General features: G+C 65.3%; 19 protein-coding genes and 1 riboswitch. Of the genes, 12 read left to right on the top strand and 7 right to left on the bottom strand.

The genetic code is table 11. The features are described from left to right. Positions 1-17: 17 nt before the first annotated feature. Positions 18-473, top strand: coding sequence for an SRPBCC family protein (locus tag IVB46_RS32485; RefSeq protein ID WP_063980321.1), 456 nt, complete (start codon positions 18-20; stop codon positions 471-473). 109 nt (positions 474-582) lie between these two features. On the opposite strand, the gene IVB46_RS32480 is transcribed toward IVB46_RS32485, so the two are convergent. Further along, positions 583-1,752 carry a DNA topoisomerase IB gene (locus tag IVB46_RS32480; RefSeq protein ID WP_063980320.1) on the bottom strand — a complete coding sequence of 390 codons (1,170 nt, stop codon included), beginning with the start codon at positions 1,750-1,752 and terminating at the stop codon, positions 583-585. 410 nt (positions 1,753-2,162) lie between these two features. On the opposite strand from IVB46_RS32480, the gene acs reads away from it, so the two are divergent. Both acs and IVB46_RS32470 read left to right on the top strand, forming a co-directional pair. After that, positions 2,163-4,109, top strand: a complete 1,947-nt coding sequence (acs, locus tag IVB46_RS32475) for an acetate--CoA ligase (RefSeq protein WP_208083854.1) — start codon at positions 2,163-2,165, stop codon at positions 4,107-4,109. 412 nt (positions 4,110-4,521) lie between these two features. Next, positions 4,522-5,037 carry a L,D-transpeptidase gene (locus tag IVB46_RS32470; RefSeq protein WP_014490740.1) on the top strand — a complete coding sequence of 172 codons (516 nt, stop codon included), beginning with the start codon at positions 4,522-4,524 and terminating at the stop codon, positions 5,035-5,037. Between the two features lie 55 nt (positions 5,038-5,092). Here IVB46_RS32470 and IVB46_RS32465 read toward each other — a convergent pair whose 3' ends face one another. Beyond that, the gene (locus IVB46_RS32465) at positions 5,093-5,680 is read right to left on the bottom strand and encodes a thermonuclease family protein (protein WP_247306570.1); all 588 of its coding nucleotides are present in this window, start codon (positions 5,678-5,680) and stop codon (positions 5,093-5,095) included. Between the two features lie 69 nt (positions 5,681-5,749). Next, positions 5,750-5,947, bottom strand: coding sequence for a DUF1674 domain-containing protein (locus IVB46_RS32460; protein ID WP_028151091.1), 198 nt, complete (start codon positions 5,945-5,947; stop codon positions 5,750-5,752). 187 nt (positions 5,948-6,134) lie between these two features. Here IVB46_RS32460 and IVB46_RS32455 point away from each other — a divergent pair, with 187 nt between their 5' ends. The 3 genes from IVB46_RS32455 (at position 6,135) to purH (ending at position 11,114) form a co-directional block, all read left to right on the top strand. After that, complete coding sequence (locus IVB46_RS32455; RefSeq protein WP_247306567.1) at positions 6,135-7,481, top strand: transcription antitermination factor NusB; 1,347 nt, start codon at positions 6,135-6,137, stop codon at positions 7,479-7,481. A 155-nt stretch (positions 7,482-7,636) separates the two neighbouring features. Next, positions 7,637-9,355, top strand: coding sequence for a heparinase II/III family protein (locus IVB46_RS32450; protein WP_247306932.1), 1,719 nt, complete (start codon positions 7,637-7,639; stop codon positions 9,353-9,355). 59 nt (positions 9,356-9,414) lie between these two features. Further along, positions 9,415-9,496, top strand: a riboswitch (ZMP/ZTP riboswitch). A gap of 25 nt (positions 9,497-9,521) precedes the next feature. After that, entirely contained in the window at positions 9,522-11,114 is a 1,593-nt protein-coding gene (gene purH / locus IVB46_RS32445) for a bifunctional phosphoribosylaminoimidazolecarboxamide formyltransferase/IMP cyclohydrolase (RefSeq protein ID WP_247306564.1), read from the top strand. A 101-nt stretch (positions 11,115-11,215) separates the two neighbouring features. On the opposite strand, the gene IVB46_RS32440 is transcribed toward purH, so the two are convergent. Continuing rightward, entirely contained in the window at positions 11,216-12,601 is a 1,386-nt protein-coding gene (locus IVB46_RS32440; RefSeq protein WP_247306559.1) for an MFS transporter, read from the bottom strand. Between the two features lie 100 nt (positions 12,602-12,701). On the opposite strand from IVB46_RS32440, the gene ggt reads away from it, so the two are divergent. Next, the gene (ggt, locus tag IVB46_RS32435) at positions 12,702-14,453 is read left to right on the top strand and encodes a gamma-glutamyltransferase (RefSeq protein WP_247306556.1); all 1,752 of its coding nucleotides are present in this window, start codon (positions 12,702-12,704) and stop codon (positions 14,451-14,453) included. A 96-nt stretch (positions 14,454-14,549) separates the two neighbouring features. Further along, positions 14,550-15,845, top strand: coding sequence for an MFS transporter (locus IVB46_RS32430; protein ID WP_063980311.1), 1,296 nt, complete (start codon positions 14,550-14,552; stop codon positions 15,843-15,845). A 33-nt stretch (positions 15,846-15,878) separates the two neighbouring features. Here the strand turns inward: IVB46_RS32430 and IVB46_RS32425 are convergent, their stop codons facing one another. Then, positions 15,879-16,544: a glutathione S-transferase gene (locus IVB46_RS32425; RefSeq protein WP_028151097.1), complete on the bottom strand. Its 666-nt coding sequence runs from the start codon at positions 16,542-16,544 to the stop codon at positions 15,879-15,881. 150 nt (positions 16,545-16,694) lie between these two features. Here IVB46_RS32425 and IVB46_RS32420 point away from each other — a divergent pair, with 150 nt between their 5' ends. The 4 genes from IVB46_RS32420 (at position 16,695) to panE (ending at position 20,481) form a co-directional block, all read left to right on the top strand. Then, complete coding sequence (locus IVB46_RS32420; RefSeq protein ID WP_247306554.1) at positions 16,695-17,291, top strand: DUF2239 family protein; 597 nt, start codon at positions 16,695-16,697, stop codon at positions 17,289-17,291. Positions 17,292-17,379: 88 nt separating this feature from the next. Further along, on the top strand, positions 17,380-18,729 hold the full coding sequence (locus tag IVB46_RS32415; protein ID WP_247306551.1) for an MATE family efflux transporter: 1,350 nt from the start codon (positions 17,380-17,382) through the stop codon (positions 18,727-18,729). Between the two features lie 107 nt (positions 18,730-18,836). Further along, positions 18,837-19,445: a 2-hydroxychromene-2-carboxylate isomerase gene (locus IVB46_RS32410; RefSeq protein ID WP_247344276.1), complete on the top strand. Its 609-nt coding sequence runs from the start codon at positions 18,837-18,839 to the stop codon at positions 19,443-19,445. Positions 19,446-19,557: 112 nt separating this feature from the next. Beyond that, the gene (panE, locus tag IVB46_RS32405; RefSeq protein ID WP_247344273.1) at positions 19,558-20,481 is read left to right on the top strand and encodes a 2-dehydropantoate 2-reductase; all 924 of its coding nucleotides are present in this window, start codon (positions 19,558-19,560) and stop codon (positions 20,479-20,481) included. A gap of 79 nt (positions 20,482-20,560) precedes the next feature. Here panE and IVB46_RS32400 read toward each other — a convergent pair whose 3' ends face one another. Both IVB46_RS32400 and IVB46_RS32395 read right to left on the bottom strand, forming a co-directional pair. Beyond that, positions 20,561-21,154 carry a c-type cytochrome gene (locus tag IVB46_RS32400; RefSeq protein WP_247306544.1) on the bottom strand — a complete coding sequence of 198 codons (594 nt, stop codon included), beginning with the start codon at positions 21,152-21,154 and terminating at the stop codon, positions 20,561-20,563. Between the two features lie 202 nt (positions 21,155-21,356). After that, a complete protein-coding gene (locus IVB46_RS32395; protein ID WP_166104978.1) occupies positions 21,357-22,637 on the bottom strand; it encodes a PQQ-dependent sugar dehydrogenase in 1,281 nt (426 codons plus the stop codon). Between the last annotated feature and the right edge of the window lie 248 nt (positions 22,638-22,885).

Genomic DNA, 22,885 nt, shown 5'->3' with positions numbered 1-22,885 from the left:
CCCAGGGATGATCGCCGATGACCGAGCCATTCGTAGTGCGACGCGAAACCCAGATCGCAGCCCCCCGCGCCACCGTCTTCGCCTATTTGACCGACCCCGAGAAAATCCTGAGCTGGATGGGCTCCGACGCGACCACGGAGCCGCATCCCGGCGGGCTCTATCTCCTCAAGGGCATCGGCCCGCGTGGCGGCGTCGGCCGCGGCACCTTCCGCGAGGTCGTGCCAGTGCATCGTCTGGCCTACACGTTCGGCTGGGAGGGCGGTCAGGAAGTGCCGCCCGGCTCGAGCCTGATCGAGATCGACCTGATCGAGCGCGACGGCGGCACGCTGCTGCGCATGACCCATAGCGGGCTCCCGACCGAGGAACAGGCCGCCGCGCACGCGAAAGGATGGGCGCATTATCTGGGCCGGCTCACGAGCGCCGCCGCGGGCCGTGATCCCGGTCCGGACAAGGGTATCTCAGACAAGATGTAGCTCTCGTAGGGTAGGCAAAGCGAAGCGTGCCCACGCGGCCTATCAACAATGTCGTGAAGAATGGTGGGCACGGCGCTTCGCGCCTTTGCCCACCCTACGGCATCGCCGCTTAAACCGCCGCGGTCGCCACCACTTGCTGCAAAAGTTGCTCGCGCCTGGCCTGCGAACGCTGGCCCTTCATGGTGGCGGCGAAGCGTTCGAGGATACCGTCCTCGAAGGCGGTGACGATGGTGTCGTGGACGTAGCTCTTGCGGCAGATGGCCGGCGTGTTGGAGAGCTTGTCGGCTGCGGCGCGGATCGCGTCCAGCACCTGCTTCTTGCGGCCGCGCTGGCTGGTCGCCGGCGTGATCCGCGACAGCGATTCCACCACGACTGCGGACGCCATCAGCGTGCGAAAATCCTTCAGCGAAATCTTGATGCCGGCGATCTCGCGCAGAAACGCGTTCACCTGCGTGGTGCTGACCGCGCGCACGATGCCGTAGGCGTCGCGATACTGGAACATGCGCTTGCCGGGAACGCCGTTCAGGATCCCGATGGCGCGTACCAGCTTGGCCGCGTCGCACTCCTTGCGCACCGCCTTGCCGCCCTTCGCCTTGAAGGTCAGCACGAAGGAATCGTCCTCGAGCGTAACGTTCGACTTCAGCATCGTGGTGGCACCGCGGGTGCCGTTGAGGCGGGCATAGGATTCATTGCCGGGGCGGATCGCGGTGCGCGCGATCAGCTCGATCACCGCCGAGAGCGCGAATTCACGCGTCGGCTCGTCGCCCGACAGGAACGCGGAGACCTTGCGCCGGATCTTTGGCAGCGCGCCGACGAGCTTTTCCAACCGGTGCGCCTTGCGGTGCTCGCGGACCTTTTCCCAATCGGCGTGGTAGCGGTATTGCAGCCGGCCCGCGGCATCGCGTCCCACCGCCTGGAGATGCGAGCTCGGATCGGCCGAGTAGCGCACCTGGCGATAGGCCGGCGGCACCGCCATGGCGTGCAGCCGGCGGATAGTGCGGGCGTCGCGGATATGCGCGCCGTTGGGACGAACGAAGGAATAGCCCTTGCCGCGCTTGATGCGCCGGATGGTCAGCTCGTTCTGGTCGCCGAGCCGCAGGCCCAGCTCCTTGGCGATCGCCTCAACCGAGGTCGCAGGCGCGGTGTCGAAGACCTTTTTCGGGCTGAGACGGGCGGAACCGGCCGGCTTCGGCCATTGTCCGAGGGCTTTGGCCAGCGCGACAGCAGCAGGATCGGCCGAAGCGAGCCGCATCGTCCCGAGATTCTGCTGATCCATCATAGTCTTAAGCCTTAGCCCTGTCTGTTATCGGTCAATGCCGCTGTTCTGATTTTTGTTCCAAGGGTCTCTTGGACGGTCTCGTTGGACCCGGGTTGGCCATTTAGGGTGTTCCGAACCGCATTGCGAGTCCCGAATCAGTGACAGACGGTTTCTAAATACCTCCTGCGGCGCATGGGCGCCCTGCATGGGGCTATTCCGGCGCTTTGGTAAAGACCTGGAAAGCCGCGCCGGCCTGTTTCAGATCTGCGACAGTCGCGCCAGGCGGCGTTGATCTTCCACATGGCTGGCCGCTCGCCGAAGGTCCAGCTTGTGCTCCTTGTCGGGTCCGGTTAGGCGGACGCATAATCGGTTCAACGATGACGTCGGCTCGCCAGTCGCCTGGGCTCGGCTTGCCGTATCTGGAGGGAAGCATGTCCGAGAAGACCTACGACGTCCCCGCGGAATGGGCCAAGCGCGCCTGGATCGACCAAGCCAAATACAAGGACATGTATGCCCGCTCGATCGCGGACCCGAACGCGTTCTGGGCGGAGCAGGCCAAGCGTATCGACTGGATGCACGCGCCGACGAAGATCGAGAACGTCTCCTTCGCGCCCGGCAACATCTCGATCAAATGGTTCGAGGACGGAATCCTCAACGTCGCCTGGAACTGCATCGACCGGCATCTTCACACGCGCGCCAACCAGACCGCGATCATCTGGGAAGGCGACGATCCCTCGCAATCCCGGCACATCACCTACAAGGAGCTGCACGACGAGGTCTGCCGGATGGCCAACATCCTGCGCACCCGCAACGTCAAGAAGGGCGACCGCGTCACCATCTACCTGCCGATGATTCCGGAAGCGGCCTACGCGATGCTGGCCTGCGCGCGGATTGGCGCGATCCACTCCGTGGTGTTCGCGGGCTTCTCGCCGGACAGCCTCGCCCAGCGCATCAACGACTGCCAGTCCAAGGTGATCATCACCGCGGACGAAGGTCTGCGCGGCGGCAAGAAGGTGCCGCTGAAGGCCAATGTCGACGCAGCGCTCGCCAAGGCCGATGGCGTCGACTGGGTCGTCGTTGTCAAGCGCACCGGCGGCACGGTCGAGATGAATCCGTCGCGCGATCTCTGGTATCACGACGCCGCCAAGATGGTGACGACGGAATGCCGGGCCGAGCACATGCACGCCGAGGATCCGCTGTTCATCCTCTACACGTCGGGCTCGACCGGCCAGCCCAAGGGCGTGCTGCACACCTCGGGCGGCTATCTCGTGTTCGCCGCGATGACGCATCAATACGTCTTCGACTATCACGACGGCGACATCTACTGGTGCACCGCCGACGTCGGCTGGGTCACCGGACACAGCTACATCCTCTATGGGCCGCTGGCGAACGGCGCGACCACGCTGATGTTCGAGGGCGTGCCGAATTATCCGGACAATTCCCGTTTCTGGAACGTGATCGACAAGCACAAGGTCAACATCTTCTACACCGCGCCGACCGCGATCCGCGCACTGATGCAGAGCGGCGACGAGCCCGTGAAGAAGACGTCGCGCGCAAGCCTCCGGCTGCTTGGCTCGGTCGGCGAGCCGATCAATCCCGAGGCCTGGGAGTGGTATCACCGCGTCGTCGGCGACGACCGCTGCCCGATCGTCGACACCTGGTGGCAGACCGAGACCGGCGGCATCTTGATCACGCCGCTGCCGGGCGCGACCAAGCTGAAGCCGGGCTCGGCGACGCAGCCGTTCTTCGGCGTCGTGCCTGAGATCGTCGATGCCGACGGCAAGGTGCTGGACGGCGAGACATCAGGCAATCTCTGCCTGACGCGGTCATGGCCGGGCCAGATGCGCACGGTCTATGGCGATCACGCCCGCTTCGAGCAGACCTATTTCTCGACCTACAAGGGCAAGTATTTCACCGGCGACGGCTGCCGGCGCGACGCCGACGGCTATTACTGGATCACCGGCCGCGTCGACGACGTCATCAACGTCTCCGGCCACCGCATGGGCACCGCGGAAGTCGAGAGCGCGCTCGTCGCGCACGAGAAGGTGTCGGAAGCCGCCGTGGTCGGTTACCCGCACGACATCAAGGGCCAGGGCATCTACGCCTATGTCACCCTGATGGCCGGCGTCGAGCCGACCGACGAATTGCGCAAGGAGCTCGTCACCTGGGTGCGCAAGGAGATCGGCCCGATCGCCGCGCCCGACCAGATCCAGTTCTCGCCCGGCCTGCCCAAAACCCGCTCCGGCAAGATCATGCGCCGCATCCTGCGCAAGATCGCCGAGGACGAGCCGGGCAGCCTCGGCGATACCTCGACGCTCGCCGATCCGGCCGTGGTCGACGACCTCGTCAAGAACCGGCAGAACAAGAAGTCGGCGTAAGGCACGTTCTCGTGCCCCAGACGCAGCGCAGCGCTTCTTCAGCGGTGCGCTGCAGAGCCGGGGCCGATCCAACGGCAGAGCGTGTGGCCTCCTGTCTCCCGGCTCTGCTCAGCAGCGCCAAGGCGCTGCAGCGCGTCCGGGACACAGAGCCCCCCTCGAAATAACAGCCATTCACACCCTCACGCACTTGTCAGGGCGCGATCCGTCGCGCCCGCATCTTTCCAGCCAAGTGTTGTTTTCTTGTCATTTACTTTATTTCGAACATTTTCTTTGTTCCGCGTGCTGGCGGGCCCTTGGCGGCCGCGCGTGGAAACCATCCGGTTAACAGGCGCGGTTAAGAATATCCGGGCAAGCGGGCAATTGCCGGTGCTGCGTAGTTTTGGACGATCCGTTCGGGGCAGAGGAAAAATTGATGTCGGTAAGGATTGCTGTGGCGCTCGCCGCCACCATCGGGGCAGGGGTTTTGATGTCGACGGCGGCGCAGGCGCGGCCGGAAATGGTGGGGGCGCATCTGGCCGACTATTCGCCGGGCACCATCGTGGTCAAAACCAACGAGCGGCGGCTCTATCTCATCCTCGATAACGGCCACGCCGTGCGCTATCCGGTCGGCGTCGGCAAGTCCGGCAAGCAATGGGCCGGCACCACCCGCATCGACGGCAAATATCTCAACCCGGCCTGGTCGCCGCCTGCGGAAGTGAAGCGCGACAAGCCCAGCATCCCCGACGTTATTCCAGGCGGCTCGCCGCGCAACCCGATGGGCGTTGCGGCGATGACGCTGGCCGGCGGCGAATATGCCATCCACGGCACCAATGTGCCGGGCTCGGTCGGCGGCTTCGTGTCCTATGGCTGCATCCGCATGCTCAACGACGACATCACCGATCTCTACAGCCGCGTCTCGGTCGGCACGACGGTGGTCGTGACGCGCTGATCTCCAAACTCGTAACAGAATTGAAAGAGCCGCGGCTTTCGACGCGGCTTTTTTGTTACCAGAAGCGCCAGCCGCGCGCGCACCAGCCGTCGCGATGGCCGCCATTGTAGCTCCGCGCGTAACCGCCCGCGAGCAACGCGGCAGATACGTCCGCGGTTCGCTTTGTCGCAACATTGGCGAGAACACGGCCGTATTTGTCGGGGCCGAGATTGGCGATCGTCACGCCGCCCTGGCCGAGCAGATCGCGCAGCGCGCCGGTCGCCGCTTGAGCCTTGTCCAATTCATCCTGGCAGGATGCCTTCATCTCCGGCGCATCGATACCGCGCAGGCGAATGCGCGCAACGAGAACGCGTCCGTCGCGCTGGTGCACGCGAGCGAGAAAGGTATCGCCGTCGATCGTGCGAATGACGTCGACCGGCTGACGGATGTCCGGATTGGCCTGCTGCAAAATGATCTGGGCATCTCGCGATTGACCGTCGATCGCATGCGGGAAGGGCCAGTTCATCCCGTGCCGGAACGTCAGCACGACGGCCACCACGATTGCGACCACGAACATCCACGGCAACAGCCCCGAGAAGTGACGGCCGAACGGCGAACCACTGCATGAGGGCCGGTATGGATGGCTGGGATCGAAACGCGGCATCCGCGCACGCTAGGGCTGAGTCGGGCGATCCGGCAAGATAGCCTCAAAAGACAGCCTCAAACGACAGCCTCAAAAGTCCGAGGCGATACCTTTGCGCTCCCAATCGCCGTAGCGGGTGGGCTCGGGTCCCTTCGGTCCCTGCAATTCCTTCGGCGCCGCCGCGGCGTGGGCAGCAGCAGCCTGCCGCCGCGCTTCGGCCTCGGCCAGCGCGCGCTGGGCGGCCGGCGGCAGCGGCTTGCGATCGGGAACGGGGGGCTGGTCACTCATCTCGGCGGTTCCTAGCGCAGGATCACGGGGTGTGCGACGTCCAATAACGCATTGCTGAGATGGTCATGGCGGGCTGTAAACGCGAGAGGCCATTCTTACATTTGGCATATTCGCATGCCAGAGATAGGTCTCTCGAGGCATGCGCCCATTGCGGCGGAACTGCCGCTCGCCAAGAACCTTAAGCCGCATGCCATCTCAACGTTTCGCTCCTCCGTCCGAAGTGCCCGGTCTCGCGGCGCGGCGGATCGCCGCTGACATCGTCGACGGCGTGCTGCACAAGCACCGCACGCTTGACGATCAGCTCGACGGCAGCGGTGCCCATCCCGGATTGAAGACGCTGGCCGACCGCGACCGCGCGCTGATGCGCCGACTGGTCGCGACCGTGCTGCGCCGGCTCGGCACGCTCGGCCATGTGCTGTCCCGCCTGCTCGACAAGGGCATTCCCTCCGAAGCGCCGCGCGCGCAGAGCGCACTCCTGATCGGCGCCGCCCAGATCCTCTGGATGGACGTGCCCGATCACGCCGCGGTCGATCTCTCCGTCCGCCTCGTCCAATCCGACCGGCGCGCCGCGCGTTATGCCGGCCTCGTCAATGCCGTGCTGCGCCGCTGCGCGCGCGAGGGCAAGGCGCTGGTGGATGAAGTTGCCACGCAATCGCTGGACCTGCCGCCCTGGCTGCTCGCGCGCTGGAGCGCGCACTACGGCGAGGCGACCGCAAGAGACATGGCGCTGGCGCTCGGCCACGAGCCCTCGCTCGATCTCACCGTGAAATCCGACGCCGCGCAATGGGCGAGCCGGCTGCACGGCGAAGTGCTGCCGACCGGATCGGTGCGCACGGTACTGCACGGCGCCGTGACCATGCTGCCCGGCTTCACCGAGGGGCAATGGTGGGTGCAGGATGCCGCCGCCGCGTTGCCGGCTCGGCTATTTGGCGACATCAAGGGCAAGTCCATTGCCGATCTCTGCGCCGCCCCGGGCGGCAAGACCGCGCAACTGGCGCAGGCCGGCGCGCACGTCACGGCGATCGACCGCTCACCCGCCCGGGTGGCACGTCTGCGCGAGAATCTGACGCGGCTGTCGCTCCAGGCCGAGACTGTCGTCGCCGACGCCGTGGAATGGGCCGGCCCTGCCGAGGGTTTTGACGGCATCCTGATCGATGCGCCCTGCACATCGACTGGCACGATCCGGCGCCACCCTGATGTCGCATGGCTCCGGCAGGAATCCGACGTCGCCGCCCTGACCGCGCTCCAGCAGCGGCTGCTGAAGAAATCCGTCTCGCTGCTTAAGCCAGGCGGGACGCTGGTCTACTGCACCTGTTCGCTCGAACCCGAAGAGGGCGAACAGGCGATCGCGGCGCTGCTGGCCGCGGAGAGCGGCCTGCGCCGCGTGCCGATCGAAGCTTCCGAGGTCTCAGGGCTCAGCGAGATCATCACCACGGAGGGCGACCTGCGCACTCTGCCCAGCCACCTGCCGAACGCCGATCCCAAGCTCGGCGGGCTCGACGGTTTCTACGCAGCCCGGCTCGTTAAATCCTGATTTTGCACCGGTTTTTGCGCCAGCGCTGATTCGCAACGCTTCAAGATGGTGTCAGACGTCCGATTTTGGGATTAAGAAGGATTCGTCGTTCATCCTCTCCCCCTTCAAGGCAAGGCGTGTCGGTCGCTCAACGCAGACGTATCTCGACGCTGGTGATGAACCGCTTCGCGCGGAACATGCTCGCGCGCGCGAGCGGCGGTTCCGTTGCGCTGTCGCGGGTCTGGCCCGGCCGTACCGACCGGCTGATCATCGCGCCGCATGACCTGCGCACGGCGGATGCGACCCGCGCCGCAGAGATCTATGCCGGCCGCTTCGTCTTCGCCGGCAAGATCGTCAATTGCCACGGCCGCTCGATCTTCGACCTCGAACCGCCGTCGGAAGACTGGGAGGTCGCGCTGCTCGGCTTCGGCTGGCTGCGTCATCTGCGCGCCGCCGACACCGCGCTGACGCGGGCCAATGCGCGCGCGCTGGTCGAGGACTGGATCGCCAATCCCGCCAACAAGCGCCGCGCCGTCGCGCGGCGTGCCGACGTGCTGGCGCGGCGTGTGATCTCGCTGCTGTCGCAGGCGCCGCTGGTGCTCAACGACACCGACAACAAATTCTACCGCCGCTATCTGCGGGCGCTGGCGCGGGAGATCCGCCTCCTGCGCTACACCATGGTCAACATTCCCGACGGGGTGCCGAAGCTCCAGGTGCTGATCGCGCTTTGCTACGCGGCGCTGTGCCTTGCCAACCAGGCGGGACAGATCCGCAGTGCCTCGAAAAAGCTTTCGGACGAATTGCAGCGGCAGATCCTGCCCGACGGCGGCCACATCTCCCGCAATCCGGGCGCGCTGATCGAGCTCCTGATCGACCTGTTGCCGCTGCGGCAGACCTTTGCCGCGCGCAACATCGCGCCGCCGCCGGCGCTGCTCAACGCGATCGACCGCATGATGCCGATGCTGCGCTTCTTCCGGCACGGCGACGGCAATTTCGCGCTCTTCAACGGCATGAGCGCGACGCCCTCGGACCTGCTCGCCACGCTGCTCGCCTATGACGACACCCACGGCGCGCCGATGGCGAACATGCCGCATACCGGCTTCCAGCGCCTCGACGCCGGCCAGACCACGCTGATCATCGACACCGGCCCGCCGCCGCCGGCCGGCGTCAGCCACGACGCCCATGCCGGCTGCCTGTCGTTCGAATTGTCTTCCGGCATCAGCCGCATCGTCACCAATTGCGGCATGCCGACCACGGGCCGCGACAATTGGCGGCCGTTCGCACGCGGCACCGCGGCCCATTCGACGCTGACCTATCACGACACGTCCTCATGCCAGTTCGTCGAGATGTCGGCGATGAAGCGGCTGCTGCACGGCTCGCCCGTTACCAGCGGCCCGGTTGAGGTCGAGAGCTATCGCGAGATCGTGCAGAACGGCACGCTGCTCACGACCTCGCACGACGGCTATCTCGCGAAATTCGGCGCGATCCATCGCCGCGTGCTGATGGTCGCCAATGACGGCGCACGCATCGACGGCGAGGACACGCTGTCGCCCCCGCAGGGCGGACGCTTCAAGGGTGCCGACGCCGACTTCGCGCTGCGCTTCCATCTGCATCCGGCGGTGAAGGCGAGCCGGCTGTCGGATGCCCGTGGCGTCATGCTGGTGCTGCCGAACCGCGACGTCTGGACCTTCGAGGCGCTGGACGACAAGGTCGACCTCGAGGACAGCGTGTTCCTGGCCGGCAATGACGGCCCGCGCCGCACCGCGCAGATCGTGATCCGGCAGGATGCGCGGCAGGCGCCGTCGATCCGCTGGAGCTTCGTCCGCTCCACTGCATCGCCTGCGGTCACCAATGCCCGCCGCAACGCCCGGCGCGAGCCGGAACTTCCGCTGTAAACGCGCACGATTCGGCCCCATCTCATCGTTGTGAAAACGGCCGAAAGCTGCTATCGAGCCCTCGCTCGCGCGACTGGCGACCTTGGATGGAGCACCATCGGGAAGCGCGAGATATAGAAGCCGCGCGCCTGGGCATAGACACTCCTTAAGACAGAGGATCTTGCTCATGACTGACCATCCCCGCCGCGTCACCCGTGCTCTTCTCTCCGTCTCCGACAAGACCGGCCTGATCGAGTTCGCAAAGGCGCTTGCCGCGCACGATGTCGAGCTGGTCTCAACCGGCGGCACCGCCAAGGCGATCGCCGCGGCCGGCCTCAAGGTGAAGGACGTTTCCGACCTCACCGGCTTCCCCGAGATGATGGACGGTCGCGTCAAGACGCTGCATCCGAAGGTGCATGGCGGCCTGCTCGCGATCCGCGACAACAAGGAACATGCGGAGGCGATGAAGGCGCACGGCATCGCGCCGATCGATCTCCTGGTCGTCAACCTGTATCCGTTCGAAGCGACCGTCGACAAAGGCGCGGGCTTCGAGGATTGCATCGAGAACATCGACATCGGCGGCCCCGCGATGATCCGCGCCGCGGCGAAGAACCATGACGACGTCGCCGTCGTGGTCGAGGCCGAGGACTACAAGGCCGTGCTCGACGAGCTTGCCGCCAACAACGGATCGACGACGTTGACACTGCGCCGGCGGCTTGCCGCGAAGGCCTATGCGCGCACCGGCGCGTATGACGCCGCGATCTCGAACTGGTTCAACCGCCAGCTCGAAATCGACGCGCCCGATTTCCGCGCCTTCGGCGGCAGACTGATCCAGTCGCTGCGCTATGGCGAGAACCCGCACCAGACCGCCGCGTTCTATGCGACGCCCGACAAGCGGCCGGGCGTCTCGACCGCGCGCCAGCTCCAGGGCAAGGAGCTCTCCTACAACAACATCAACGACACCGATGCGGCCTATGAGTGCATCGGCGAGTTCGACGCCAAGCGCACCGCGGCCTGCGTCATCGTCAAGCACGCCAATCCGTGCGGCGTGGCCGAAGGCTCCGATCTCGTCAGCGCCTATCGCAAGGCGCTCGCATGCGATTCCACCTCGGCGTTCGGCGGCATCATCGCAATGAACCGCGCGCTCGACGCCGACACCGCGCGCGAGATCACAAAGATCTTCACCGAGGTGATCATCGCGCCCGACGCCAGCGAGGAGGCGATCGCGATCATCGGCGCGCGCAAAAATCTGCGCCTGCTGCTCGCCGGCAGCCTGCCCGATCCGCGCGCGCCTGGCCTCACCGCCAAGACGGTGGCCGGCGGCCTCCTCGTGCAAAGCCGCGACAACGCGGTGGTCGACGACATGACCTTCAAGGTCGTGACCAAACGTGCGCCCACCGACGCCGAGATGCGCGATCTGAAATTCGCGTTCCGGGTCGCAAAGCACGTCAAGTCCAACACCATCATCTACGCCAAGGATCTCGCCACCGTCGGCATCGGCGCGGGCCAGATGAGCCGGGTGGATTCGGCGCGGATCGCGGCGCGCAAGGCGCAGGACGCGGCCAATGAGCTCAAGCTCGCCGAGCCGCTCACCAAGGGCTCGGTGGTGGCGTCGGATGCGTTCTTCCCGTTCGCCGACGGCATGCTCGCCTGCATCGAGGCCGGCGCCACCGCCGTGGTGCAGCCCGGCGGCTCCATGCGCGACGACGAGGTGATCAAGGCCGCCGATGAGCACGGCATCGCCATGGTGTTCACGGGCACGCGGCACTTCAGGCACTAACTCACCGCGAGCGTAGCCCGGATGGAGCGCAGCGAAATCCGGGTTTCACGTCTCAGCAACAGCGGCCCCGGATTGCGCTTCGCTCCATCCGGGCTATGCCACTAATCCCGCACCCGCATCAACAACCCCAGCCCCGCGACGAAAAACACCACCAGCACGGCCATGCCGGCCTTCTGGCTCGCCGTCACCGCGGTGATCATGCCGATCAGCAGCGGGCCGATGAAGGACGTTACCTTCCCCGTCAGCGCGAACAGGCCGAAATACTGCGCGATGCGATCCTTCGGCGCGAGGCGGATCAGCAGCGTGCGCGAGGCGGCCTGAAGCGGGCCGCCGGCAGCGCCGATGAGACAACCCAAAACGAGATAAGCGCGCTCGGCCGCGCTCGAGAACAGGGGCGCACCCGGAAGAGGCGGCGCAACCTTGACGAACAGGACGCTGTCCTTGTCGACCAGAAGAATGGCCGCCACCGCCAGCAACAGAACAAGCAGGCTGCCGGCGATGACGCGCTTCGGCCCGAGACCATCGTCGAGCTTGCCACCAAGCCATGCGCCAAGGGCGCCGGCAATCGCGAGCATGATGCCGAAGGTGCCGATCTGGATCGTGTGCCAGCCGAAGGTGCCGGCGGCATAGATGCCGCCGAACGCGAACAGCGACACCAGGCCGTCGGTGTAGATCATGTTGGCGAGCAGGAATGCCGCGAGCGATTTCCGCTGCGGCAGGCCCTTGATCGATTGCTTGAGATCCGACAATCCCTCGCGCAGCGCCTCGCGCACCGGATGCTTCGCCGGATAATCCGGCGTGAACAGGAATAACGGTGTCACGAAGATGATGAACCACAGCCCGGTCAGCGGTCCCACGATGCGGTCGCCCTGATGGCTGACCGGATCGAGCCCGAACAGCGGCTTGAAGCCGAGCAACGTGCGGCCGGTCTCGGGATTGGCGGCGAGGAAGCCGAGCACGATGACGAGGCTGACGATGCCGCCGATGTAACCCGTGGCCCAGCCGGTGCCGGAGAGCCGGCCGATCCGCTCAGGCGGCACCAGGGTCGGCATCATCGCGTTGTTGAAGACGGTGGCGAATTCCGCGCCGACGCTGGCGAGCGCGACCGCGGTGAGCAGCGGCGCAATGATGGTGGGATCGCCGGGCTTGCCGATCCACAGCGTGCAGGCCGCCAGCACCAGCAGTGCGCCGAATCCCGCGATCCACGGCTTCCTGCGGCCCGAGGCATCGGCAATGGCGCCGAGCACCGGCGACATCAGCGCGATCGCGAGGCCTGCGGCCGCCATCGCAAAGCCCCACAACGACTGGCCGGTGGCGGCATCTGGCGCAATGCTGGTGGCGAAATAGGGTGCGAAAACAAAGGTCGTGATCAGCGTGAAATAAGGCTGCGCGGCCCAATCGAAGAAGATCCAGCTGATAACGGCGGCGCGCGGCGGATAGGTCCGCTGCGCGCCGGCCAAGCGCGCATCCGAGGCGATCGTCGTCATATTCCAGTCCCCATCACGAACAGTTTTGCCTCTGTTGGGGCAAAGCGTATAGCATTGAAGCGACGCGTGGGAACTGGCCTGAGGCCGCGACGGAAGCTTGATGATGTCGTCATATCCGACACGGCGGACATTTTTCGCCTTCATTGCCACTCTGGCGTTTGGTTTTTCGTCTGCCACCGCACAGGATGCGCGGCGAGCCTATGTCCCACCCGCGCTCGACACGGTGCACGCCGTTCCGTCCGAGCACGGCATGGTGGTGGCGCAGGAAAAGATATCGGCGCAAGTCGGCGCCGACATCCTGCGCCGCGGCGGCAACGCGGTCGATGCCGCGGTCGCCACCGGCTTTGCGATGGCCGTGACGTATCCGCGCGCCGGCAATATCGGCGGCGGCGGATTCATGGTGATCCATTCGGCCGAGCGCAACGAGGACATCACGATCGACTATCGCGAGACCGCGCCGGCTGCGACCACCCCGCAGATCTTCCTCGGTGCTGACGGCAAGCCCGATGCGGCGAAGTCGCGGGATTCGGCGCTCGGCGTCGGCGTGCCCGGCACCGTCGCAGGTCTTGTGCTGGCCTTGGAAAAATACGGCTCGGGCCGGTTCACGCTGGCACAGCTGCTCGAGCCCGCGATTGGGCTCGCCCGCGACGGTTTTGTCGTCACCGACGACCTTGCCGACACGCTGCCGGGTTGGCACCGGCGGCTCGCGCGCTGGCCGTCGTCGGCCAAGATCTTCTCGCGCCCCGACGGCACACCGCTCGGCGAAGGCGACAGGCTGGTGCAGAGCGATCTCGCCGAAACGCTGTCGGCCGTCGCCGCACAGGGGCCGCGCGGCTTCTATGAGGGACCGGTCGCGGACAAGCTCGCCAAGGCCGTGACTGACGCCGGCGGCATCATGACGCCGGCCGATCTGAAATCCTATCAGGCCGTGGTCCGTGCCCCGGTGCGCGGCACATATCGCGGCTACGACATTGTCTCGATGCCGCTGCCGTCCTCCGGCGGCGTGGTGCTGGTGGAGACGCTCAACATCCTCGAGGGCTTTCAGCTGGTCGATCTGAAACAGGGGTCGCCGGCCTCGCTGCATCTGCTGATCGAAGCCATGAAGCGCGCCTATGCGGATCGTGCGCGCTATCTCGGCGATCCCGCCTTCGTCAATGCGCCGATCGACACGCTCACTGCAAAGGACTACGCCGCCAAGCTGCGCGCCGGCATCTCCACGGAGCGCGCCACGCCGTCGAAGCAGCTCGTCTCCGCCCCTCCCGCGCCGCGCGAGGGCACCAACACCACGCACTTTTCCGTCGTCGACGCCGGCGGCAATGCCGTCAGCAACACCACCACGCTGAATTTCAGCTATGGCGTCGGCCTCGTTGCCGACGGAACCGGCGTGCTGCTCAACAACGAGCTCGACGATTTCACCGCCGCGGTCGGCGCTTCCAACGCCTACGGCCTCGTCGGTTTCGAGCCCAATCTGCCCGGACCCGGCAAGCGGCCGTTGTCCTCGATGTCCCCGACCATCGTGCTCAAGAACGGCAAGCCGGTGCTGGTGACGGGCTCACCCGGCGGCAGCCGCATCATCTCGACCGTGCTCCAGGTCATCGTCAACGTGCTCGACTACAAGATGGATGTTGCCGCCGCCGTCGCTGCGCCACGGCTGCACCATCAATGGCTGCCGGACGAGGTGCGCGTCGAGAGCGGCTTTCCCGGCGATGTGCTGTTCGAGCTGAAGGCGATGGATCACCTCATCGTCGAGCCGATGGGACAGACCTCGGCCAATTCGATTCTCGTGACGCCGAACGGGCCACTCGGCGCGCCCGATCCGCGTACCCGCGGCGCGGAAGCCGCGGGACAGTAGTCTCGCCGTTGCATGGCACGGCAGCGCGCGCCTGCTTGCGCGGGCTGCCGTGCGTGCTACCACCGCGCAGCTTTAAGGGACCGCCGGGGAACGCACATGAGCACAGCCGATCCGACCCAGCGCATTGAGCGCGCGGAGATCGAAGACACCAGCCTTCTCGCCTTCTACCGCGACATGAACGCGCCGGAGCGGCGGACGTTCTGGGCCTGCGCCGCGGGCTGGGCGCTCGACGGCATGGACTTCATGATCTATCCGCTGGTGATCGGCACCATCATCGCGCTGTGGAAGGTCGATGCGGCCTCGGCCGGGCTCGCCGGCACCGTGACCCTGCTGGCCTCAGCGATCGGCGGCTGGCTCGGCGGCTATCTCTCCGATCATATCGGACGTGTCAGGACGCTCCAGATCACCATCATCTGGTTCTCGTTCTTCTCGCTGGTCTGCGCGGTCGTGCAGAATTTCGACCAGCTCCTGATCGCACGCGCCGTGCTCGGCCTCGGCTTCGGCGGCGAGTGGGCGGCCGGCGCCGTGCTGATGGGCGAGGCGATCCGGCCGCAATATCGCGGACGCGCAGTCGGCTCGGTGCAGTCGGGCTGGGCGGTCGGCTGGGGTCTCGCCGTGCTGTCGCAGGCAATCCTGTTCTCGGCTTTGCCGCCGGAGACGGCGTGGCGCTGGATGTTCGTGATCGGCGCACTGCCGGCGCTGCTGGTGTTCTACATCCGCCGCTCCGTCACCGAGCCGGAGATCGCGGCCGAGGCCCGCGCAAAACAGGCCGCGAGCGGCGATCGTCCGGCGCTCTGGGAAATCTTCTCCGGCCCGATCCTGAAGACCACAATCCTGGCCTCGCTGATGGCGACGGGCTGCCAGGGCGGCTACTACGCCGTCACCTTCTGGGTGCCGCAGTTCCTGACCAAGGAGCGGCACCTGTCGATCGTCGGTTCGACCGGCTATCTCTCGACGCTGATCATCGGCTCTTTCATCGGCTATCTCGTCGGAGCCTGGCTCGCGGATCGCATCGGCAGGCGCAATCTGTTCCTGATCTTCTCGATCGGCGCCATGGCAGTGGTGCTGCTCTACACGCAGCTGCCGCTGACCAACGAGATCCTGTGGGTGCTCGGCTTCCCGCTGGGCTTCTTCGCCTCGGGCTATTTCTCGGGGATCGGCGCGTTCCTGACCGAGCTCTATCCGACGCGTCTGCGCGGCTCCGGCCAAGGCTTCTGCTACAATTTCGGCCGCGGCATCGGCGCGCTGTTTCCATTCCTGGTCGGCGCGCTCTCGGCGACGACGTCGCTCGCCAATGCGATCGCGATGTTCGCGGTGGTGGCTTACGTGCTGTTCTTCATTGCCGCCTTCGCGCTGCCGGAGACGCGCGGGCGCGTGCTGCACGCGGACTAATCCGGCGTTATCACCCCGGGGCGGTGAGGAAATTTACCGCCCCACCTGGTACGGCCCGCCCTTTTCCAGCGCTCTGGCGTAGGCCGGCCGCGCGTGGATGCGCTCCAGGAATGCCATCGCCTTGGGATGGCCGAGCTCGAGCCCGCCACGCGCTTGCGCGGCTTCGAGCGGGAAGCTCATCTGGATATCGGCGGCGGTGAATTCGCTGCCGGCGAACCACTCGCTCTTGCCGAGCTCGCCTTCCCAATAATCCATGTGCTGCTTGAGCTGCGGATTGACCAGCGCGGTGAGCGCCTGGTTCGAGACCTTGCGCACCAGCGGGCGAAGCAGCGCGGGTGCGCGCTTCGGCATCAGCGTGAACAGCAGCTTGAGCAGCAGCGGCTGCATCGCCGAGCCCTCCGCATAGTGCAGCCAATAGGTGAAGCGCAGCCGCTCAGGCGTGTTCGGCGGCGGAATCAGCCGGCCGTTGCCGTAGGTGGCGATGAGATATTCGATGATCGCGCCTGACTCGGCGATGGTGTTGCCGTTGTCGGTGATGACGGGCGACTTGCCGAGCGGATGGATGGCGCGCAGCTCCTTCGGCGCGCGCATATCCGGCTGGCGCTGATAGCGCACGATCTCGTAGGGCACGCCCAACTCCTCGAGCAGCCACAGCACCCGCTGCGAGCGGGAATTGTTGAGGTGGTGAACGGTCAGCATCGTTGAGGTCCCCAGGCTAGGCGTGGTCGGTCGGCCGCGCCGTTCGTGCCAGCCCGGGAACGCAATGTCGAGCCATCCAGACGGATAATTTCACCCGGGTATATTGACGTCCGCAATTTACCCGGATATTAAAAGGCCAACATCATCAATATGGCAATGATTTCAATGCAACGGATTTTCACAGCCTTCCAGGGTCATCGCCGCCTGGCGTCCGGGCCAGCGGGAGAGGTCGCGCTGGTCGTCAAGCGGATGACGTCACCGCCGGACGAGCCCATCATCATCTTCGAGGACAGCACGGGCCGACCGATCGACTTCGATCTGCGCGGCGGGGATCGCGAGGTGCTGGCGCGGGTGGCGAAGCTCATCCCGCCGCCGGTCGAGGAGGCCGCGCCACCGAGCGAGCCGCGCGGGCGCGGCCGGCCAAAGCTCGGCGTGGTCGCGCGCGAGGTGACGCTGCTGCCGCGGCACTGGGAGTGGCTCGGAGCCCAGCCGGGCGGCGCCTCGGTCGCACTGCGAAAGCTCGTCGACGAGGCAAGACGCGTAAGCGGCGACAAGGACCGCGAGCGGCAGGCCCGCGATGCGGCCTATCACTTCATGTCGACCATGGCGGGTAATCTGCCGCAGTTCGAGGAAGCTTCGCGCGCCCTGTTCGCGGATGACCGGCGGCGCTTCACCGGACTGATCGCCGACTGGCCGGTCGACGTCCGCGACCACATCGTCAAGCTCGCCTACAGCGACCGCGCTTAGGCGCAGCACTTTCTCTCACCCATCGACGGCCAAGCCGCGCGTGCATCGCGCGGCAACGGCTTCGCACGCCCCGATGAAAGGCCTATCCATGTCCGCGCCAAAGCCACTCTGGACGACATTCCTCCGCTTCCTCGCGCCGCTGGTGCTGAGCAACGCGCTGCAATCGCTGTTCGGGACCGTCAGCAACGTCTATCTCGGCCAGATGATCGGCGTCGACGCGCTCGCCGCGGTGTCGGCGTTCTTCCCGGTGATGTTCTTCCTGTTCGCCTTCGTCATGGGCCTGAGCACCGGCGCCACTGTGCTGATCGGCCAGGCCTTTGGCGCGGGCGAGCACGGCAGGATCAGGATCGTCGTCGGCGCGACGCTCGCGATCGGCCTGCTGCTCTCGCTTTCGGTTGCATTGGCCGGCGGCTTCTTCAGCCGGCAACTAATGACGATGCTCGCGACGCCTCCGGACATCCTCGACGAGGCGAGTGCCTACGCGCGCATCATGCTGCTCACCATGCCGCTCGGCTTCGTCTTCCTGCTGATGACGGCGATGATCCGCGGCGTCGGTGACGCCGTGACGCCGCTGCTGGCGCTGGCCTTGTCGACCACCGTCGGACTGATCCTGACGCCGATGCTGATCCGCGGCGCGTTCGGGATACCTGCCGCCGGAATCACCAGTCCGGCCTGGGCGGCAGCGATTGCCAACGCGCTGACGCTGCTCGCGCTGGCCCTCTATCTGCTGCGGACGAAGCATGCACTGGCACCGGATGCCGCGCTGCTGCGTCATCTGCGGCTCAATCGTGCCGTGCTCGGAAAGATCCTCGGCATCGGACTGCCGAGCGCGGTCGGCATGGTGGTGATGGCAGTCGCCGAGCTGGTGCTGCTCGGGCTCGTCAACGGCTTTGGATCGGATGCCACCGCCGCGTATGGCGCAGTCAACCAGGTGATGGGCTACACGCAGTTCACGGCAATGTCGATTTCGATCGCGGTCTCGATCCTCGGCGCACAGGCCATCGGCGGCGGCGACAGGACGCTGCTCGATGGCATCGTGCGCACCGGCCTCATGTTCAACATCGTCCTGACCGGCGGGCTGGTGGGGCTGATCTATCTGGCGCCGCGGGCCGTGCTCGGCCTCTTCATCACCGACAGTGCCGTGCTCGATCTCGCGAAGGGACTGCTTCACATTGCGCTGTGGAGCTCGGTGCCGTTCGGCTTGGCTACCGTGTTTTCCGGGGCCATGCGCGCGGCCGGAGTCGCCTTGACGCCAATGCTGCTGTCGATCTTCGCCATTGTCGCGATCGAGCTGCCGGCCGCGGTGATCCTTAGCCGTGCGATCGGCCTGAAGGGTGTGTGGGCTGCCTATCCGATCGTGTTCTGCGCCATGTTCGTTTTGCAGATGGGCTATTACCTCACGGTGTGGCGCAGGCGCGCGATCCGGCGTCTGATCTGACCGGAACATCAAGATATTATGACCATCATTAAACGGTGGACCCGTGGCGCGCGCTGCGCCACAATGGATGAAAAGCCAGATCAAAAGCCAGGTCAGGGAGAACGATTTTGACCCGCACAGCCCCGCGATTCCTGTTCGATTTCGGCAGCCCGAACGCCTATCTCAGTCATCTCGCGATCCCGGCGATCGAGCAGCGCATCGGCGTCAAATTCGAGTACGTACCGATCCTGCTCGGCGGCATCTTCAAGTCGACCAACAACAAGTCGCCCGCCGAAACGCTCGCCGGCATCAAGAACAAGCGCGAATTCCAGGCGGTCGAGACCGAGCGCTTCGTCAAGCGCTTCAAGGTCCCGCCCTATGTCATGAATCCATTCTTCCCGGTCAACACGCTGAACCTGATGCGCACGGCGATCGCGGCACAGGCCGAGGGCGTGTTCGAAAAATATGTCGAGGCCGCCTTCCACCACATGTGGCGCGAGCCGAAGAAGATGGACGACCCGGAAGTCGCAGCGAAGGCGCTGGCGTCCTCCGGCCTCGATGCCCAAAAACTGTTCGCCCGCGCCCAGGAGCCCGAGGTCAAGGGCAAGCTGATCAAGAACACCGAGGACGCCGTTGCCCGCGGCGCGTTCGGCTCGCCCACCTTCTTCGTCGGTAACGAGATGTTCTTCGGCAAGGAGCAGCTGCGCGAGGTCGAGGAGATGGTGCTGGAGACGTAGTCTGCGCATCTCCAGCGACAGAATGTGATCGCGGTAGCATTCTGGGTTGCTTCGCTTCGTTCGCAAGGACGTCTATAGATAGGCCGCCAATAGCAACAATAAGGAATTTCCCATGCGTATCCTCGTGGTCGGCGCCGGCGCCATCGGCGGCTATTTTGGTGGCAGGCTGTTACAGGCCGGCCGCGACGTCACCTTCCTGGTCCGGCCGCGCCGCGCCAGCGAGCTCGCAAGCGTGGGCCTCGTCATCAAGAGCCCGAACGGCGACGTGACCTTGAAGAATCCGCCGACCGTTCAAGCCGACGCACTCAAGGACAAGTTCGACGTCGTGCTGTTGAGCTGCAAGGCATTCGACCTCGACGACGCCATCAAGTCGTTCGCGGCCGCGGTCGGGCCTGATACCGCGATCATCCCCATGCTCAACGGCATGAAGCATCTCGACACGCTCGACGAAACATTCGGCAAGGAGCGCGTGCTCGGTGGCCTCTGCGCCATCGCGGCAACCCTGAACGAGAAGCGCGAAGTGGTGCAGCTTCAGCCGATGCAGTCGCTCGGTTACGGCGAGCGCGACGGCAAACTCTCGGACCGGGTCAAGGCGATCGACGAGGCCTTCAAGAGCGGCATCAACGGCGCCGCCGCCAGCCAGAACATCATGCAGGACATGTGGGAGAAGTGGGTGTTCCTGTCTTCGCTCGCCGCAAGCACCAGCCTGATGCGCACCTCCGTCGGCAACATCCTCGCGGCCCCCGGCGGCAGGGACTTTTTGCTCGGCATGCTGGACGAGACCAGCGCGATCGCCACCGCGTCGGGCTACACGCCGGGCGGCCCGTTCTTCGAGCGCGTGAAGGGCAACCTCACCGCCGAGGGATCGCCGATGACGGCATCCATGTTCCGCGACATCAAGGCGGGCCTGCCGGTCGAGGCCGATCACGTCATCGGCGACCTCATCGCGCGCGCCGACGCCGCCAAGGTGCCGGTGCCGAAGCTGCGCATCGCGTATACGCATCTGAAGGCGTATGAGAGGCAGCGAGCGGGGTAACTCCAAACTTCGCTGTCGTCCCGGGGCGCGCAGAGCGCGAGCCCGGGACGACAGCGGCGTTTGCCGCAACGACTCCGCGTTACTTGAAATACGCGAGATAGTGCGAGACGGCGGTGATTTCCTCATCGCTCATGTGATAGGCGACATCGGCCATCGCAGCGCCGCCGCCGCCGACGCGCTGGCTGCTCTTGTAGTCGTGCAGTGCCTTGACCAGGTATTCCTCGCGCTGGCCGGCGAGCCGCGCAACCGCCTTGGTGCCGGCGAAGCTATCCGTGTGGCACGAGGCGCAGCGGCGGCCGACGGCAACTTGCGCGCCTTTTTTCGACAGGTCCGGATCCCCGTCTTCCGCCGCCTTCGGCGGCGTCATCTGCGCGAAATAGGCGCCGAAATTGCGGATGTCCTCGTTGGTGATCTCCTCGGCGATCGGCTGCATCTGGTCGTTCTTGCGCGAGCCGGCGCGGAAGAACACGAGCTGCCACTGGATGAATTGATCGGGCTGGCCGGCCAGCGAGGGGATGTTCTCCGTCTGCGAGATGCCGTTCTCACCGTGACAGCCGGAGCAGACGGCGGCCTTCTCCTGGATCGCGGCATTATCAGCGGCCTGAGCGCGGACGAATGCAAGTGCTGCGAGCGATAGCGTCACAGACAGAATTCCAAACTGAACGGCTCGCATGGCTGATTTCTCCGACTGTCATTGCCGGGCTTGACCCGCCTGCTTGGCGTAGGCCCGGCAATCCATCCCGTTTGCAAAGAGGTTTCTCGTTTGATGGATGCCCGGATCAAGTCCGGGCATGACGAACGCGTTCCGCTGCAAGCCTGTCACAAACAAAAGAGGCTGCGACCGTCATCCGGTCGCAGCCTCGTGTCGTCTTACGCTACTTCTTGCTGTAGCTGATGCGATAGATCGCGCCGGCCCAGTCGTCGGCGACGAGGATCGAGCCGTCCTTGGCGAGGATGATGTCGTTGGGACGGCCGAGATAGCCCTGGTCGCCCTCGATCCAACCGGAGGCGAACACCTCCTTCTTGGCGTTCTTGCCGTCGGGGCCGACGATCACGCGCGTGATATTGCCGCCCTGGTACTTGTGACGATTCCAGGAGCCATGCTCGGCGATCAGGATGTTATTCTTGTACTCGGCGGGGAATTGATCGCCGGTATAGAACTTCATACCGAGCGGAGCGACATGCGCGCCGAGGTTCAGCACGGGCGGCGTGAACTCGGAGCACTTGTGACCCATCGCGAACTTCGTATCCAGCAGGTCGCCCTGGTGGCAGTAGGGATAGCCGAAATGCTCGCCGATCTTCGAGATCATGTTCAGCTTGTCTGAGGGCAGATCGTCGCTGATCCAGTCGCGCGCGTTCTCGGTGAACCAGTATTTGCCGGTGCGCGGATCGACGTCGCCGCCGACCGAGTTGCGAACGCCGAGCGCGTAGATTTCGGCGTTGCCGGTCTTGGGATCGACGCGGCGGATCTGCGAGACGCTGGTCGGGGGCACGCCGACGTTGAAGGGCGGTCCGAACGGCAGGTAGAACCAGCCTTCCTTGTCGACCGCGATATACTTCCAGCCATGCGCGGCATAGGAGGGCATGTCGTCATAGACGACCTTGCCGTCGCCGAGCTTGTCGAGATTGGCTTCGGCGTTGTCGTAACGGATCAGCTTGTCGACCGCGATGACGTAGAGCGCGCCATCCCTAAAGGCGAGACCGGTGGGCATGTTCAGCCCTTTGAGGATGGTCTTGACCTCTTTCTTTCCGTTGTTGTCCTTGATGGCATAGACGTTGCCGAGGCCGAACGAGCCAACGAACAGCGTGCCCTTGTCACCCCAGGCCATCTGCCGCGCGGCGAGAACGCCGGGCGCATAGACTTCGATCTTGAAGCCGGCCGGCAGCTTGATCTTCTTCATCATCGCGGCGAGCTCGGCCTCCGACGCGCCGGTCGGCGGGCCCGACGGCGGCGCGAGGCCCTTCTGGGCCTCGGTCTCGTCGCCAAGGAACCAGTCATCCGGCGGATGGGTCCAGAACTCCTTGGTGCCGGATTCGTATTTCTTCAGCTGGCGGTTCTTGTCCTGCTGTTGCGCGCTGACTGCGCTTGTCCCCGCGAGAAGGGCAACCGCTGCAAGCGCCAGGACGGATTGAAAGACGGATTGATGGAATTTCATCGCGTCACTCCCCTAAGGCAGCCGTCAGGGCTGCACGTTATTTTGTTTTGCTAGTCGAGAGGCGAAGTTCGGACTCTGTCAGGACGACAGACGTAAAAAGGTTAGCACATCTGCGGACGGTGAGAAGCGCGTCGGGAGCACTGCAGTCAGACTCAATAGAAATTGAGACTGAATGCCACGAAGATTTGCACGGCGACGACAACGGTCTCGCTGCAACGCGGAATCAAAATGGCGCGTGACTGATTTGC

It is taken from the genome of Bradyrhizobium sp. 61 (assembly GCF_023073075.1).
GTDB classification, from domain to species: domain Bacteria; phylum Pseudomonadota; class Alphaproteobacteria; order Rhizobiales; family Xanthobacteraceae; genus Bradyrhizobium; species Bradyrhizobium barranii.
The sequence above is the reverse complement of the archived record's forward strand: the minus strand, read 5'-3'. Positions and strand labels throughout refer to the sequence as shown.

Excerpts from the sequence above, each read along its gene's own strand:
- panE (WP_247344273.1), top strand. The coding sequence starts at position 19,558 with ATGCGTATCCTCGTGGTCGGCGCCGGCGCCATCGGCGGCTATTTTGGT.
- ggt (WP_247306556.1), top strand. The coding sequence starts at position 12,702 with ATGATGTCGTCATATCCGACACGGCGGACATTTTTCGCCTTCATTGCC.
- IVB46_RS32450 (WP_247306932.1), top strand. The coding sequence starts at position 7,637 with ATGAACCGCTTCGCGCGGAACATGCTCGCGCGCGCGAGCGGCGGTTCC.
- IVB46_RS32425 (WP_028151097.1), bottom strand. The coding sequence starts at position 16,544 with ATGCTGACCGTTCACCACCTCAACAATTCCCGCTCGCAGCGGGTGCTG.
- IVB46_RS32480 (WP_063980320.1), bottom strand. The coding sequence starts at position 1,752 with ATGATGGATCAGCAGAATCTCGGGACGATGCGGCTCGCTTCGGCCGAT.
- IVB46_RS32465 (WP_247306570.1), bottom strand. The coding sequence starts at position 5,680 with ATGCCGCGTTTCGATCCCAGCCATCCATACCGGCCCTCATGCAGTGGT.
- IVB46_RS32440 (WP_247306559.1), bottom strand. The coding sequence starts at position 12,601 with ATGACGACGATCGCCTCGGATGCGCGCTTGGCCGGCGCGCAGCGGACC.
- IVB46_RS32455 (WP_247306567.1), top strand. The coding sequence starts at position 6,135 with ATGCCATCTCAACGTTTCGCTCCTCCGTCCGAAGTGCCCGGTCTCGCG.
- IVB46_RS32485 (WP_063980321.1), top strand. The coding sequence starts at position 18 with ATGACCGAGCCATTCGTAGTGCGACGCGAAACCCAGATCGCAGCCCCC.
- IVB46_RS32395 (WP_166104978.1), bottom strand. The coding sequence starts at position 22,637 with ATGAAATTCCATCAATCCGTCTTTCAATCCGTCCTGGCGCTTGCAGCG.
- IVB46_RS32400 (WP_247306544.1), bottom strand. The coding sequence starts at position 21,154 with ATGCGAGCCGTTCAGTTTGGAATTCTGTCTGTGACGCTATCGCTCGCA.
- IVB46_RS32420 (WP_247306554.1), top strand. The coding sequence starts at position 16,695 with ATGGCAATGATTTCAATGCAACGGATTTTCACAGCCTTCCAGGGTCAT.
- IVB46_RS32415 (WP_247306551.1), top strand. The coding sequence starts at position 17,380 with ATGTCCGCGCCAAAGCCACTCTGGACGACATTCCTCCGCTTCCTCGCG.
- IVB46_RS32460 (WP_028151091.1), bottom strand. The coding sequence starts at position 5,947 with ATGAGTGACCAGCCCCCCGTTCCCGATCGCAAGCCGCTGCCGCCGGCC.
- IVB46_RS32470 (WP_014490740.1), top strand. The coding sequence starts at position 4,522 with ATGTCGGTAAGGATTGCTGTGGCGCTCGCCGCCACCATCGGGGCAGGG.
- purH (WP_247306564.1), top strand. The coding sequence starts at position 9,522 with ATGACTGACCATCCCCGCCGCGTCACCCGTGCTCTTCTCTCCGTCTCC.
- IVB46_RS32430 (WP_063980311.1), top strand. The coding sequence starts at position 14,550 with ATGAGCACAGCCGATCCGACCCAGCGCATTGAGCGCGCGGAGATCGAA.
- acs (WP_208083854.1), top strand. The coding sequence starts at position 2,163 with ATGTCCGAGAAGACCTACGACGTCCCCGCGGAATGGGCCAAGCGCGCC.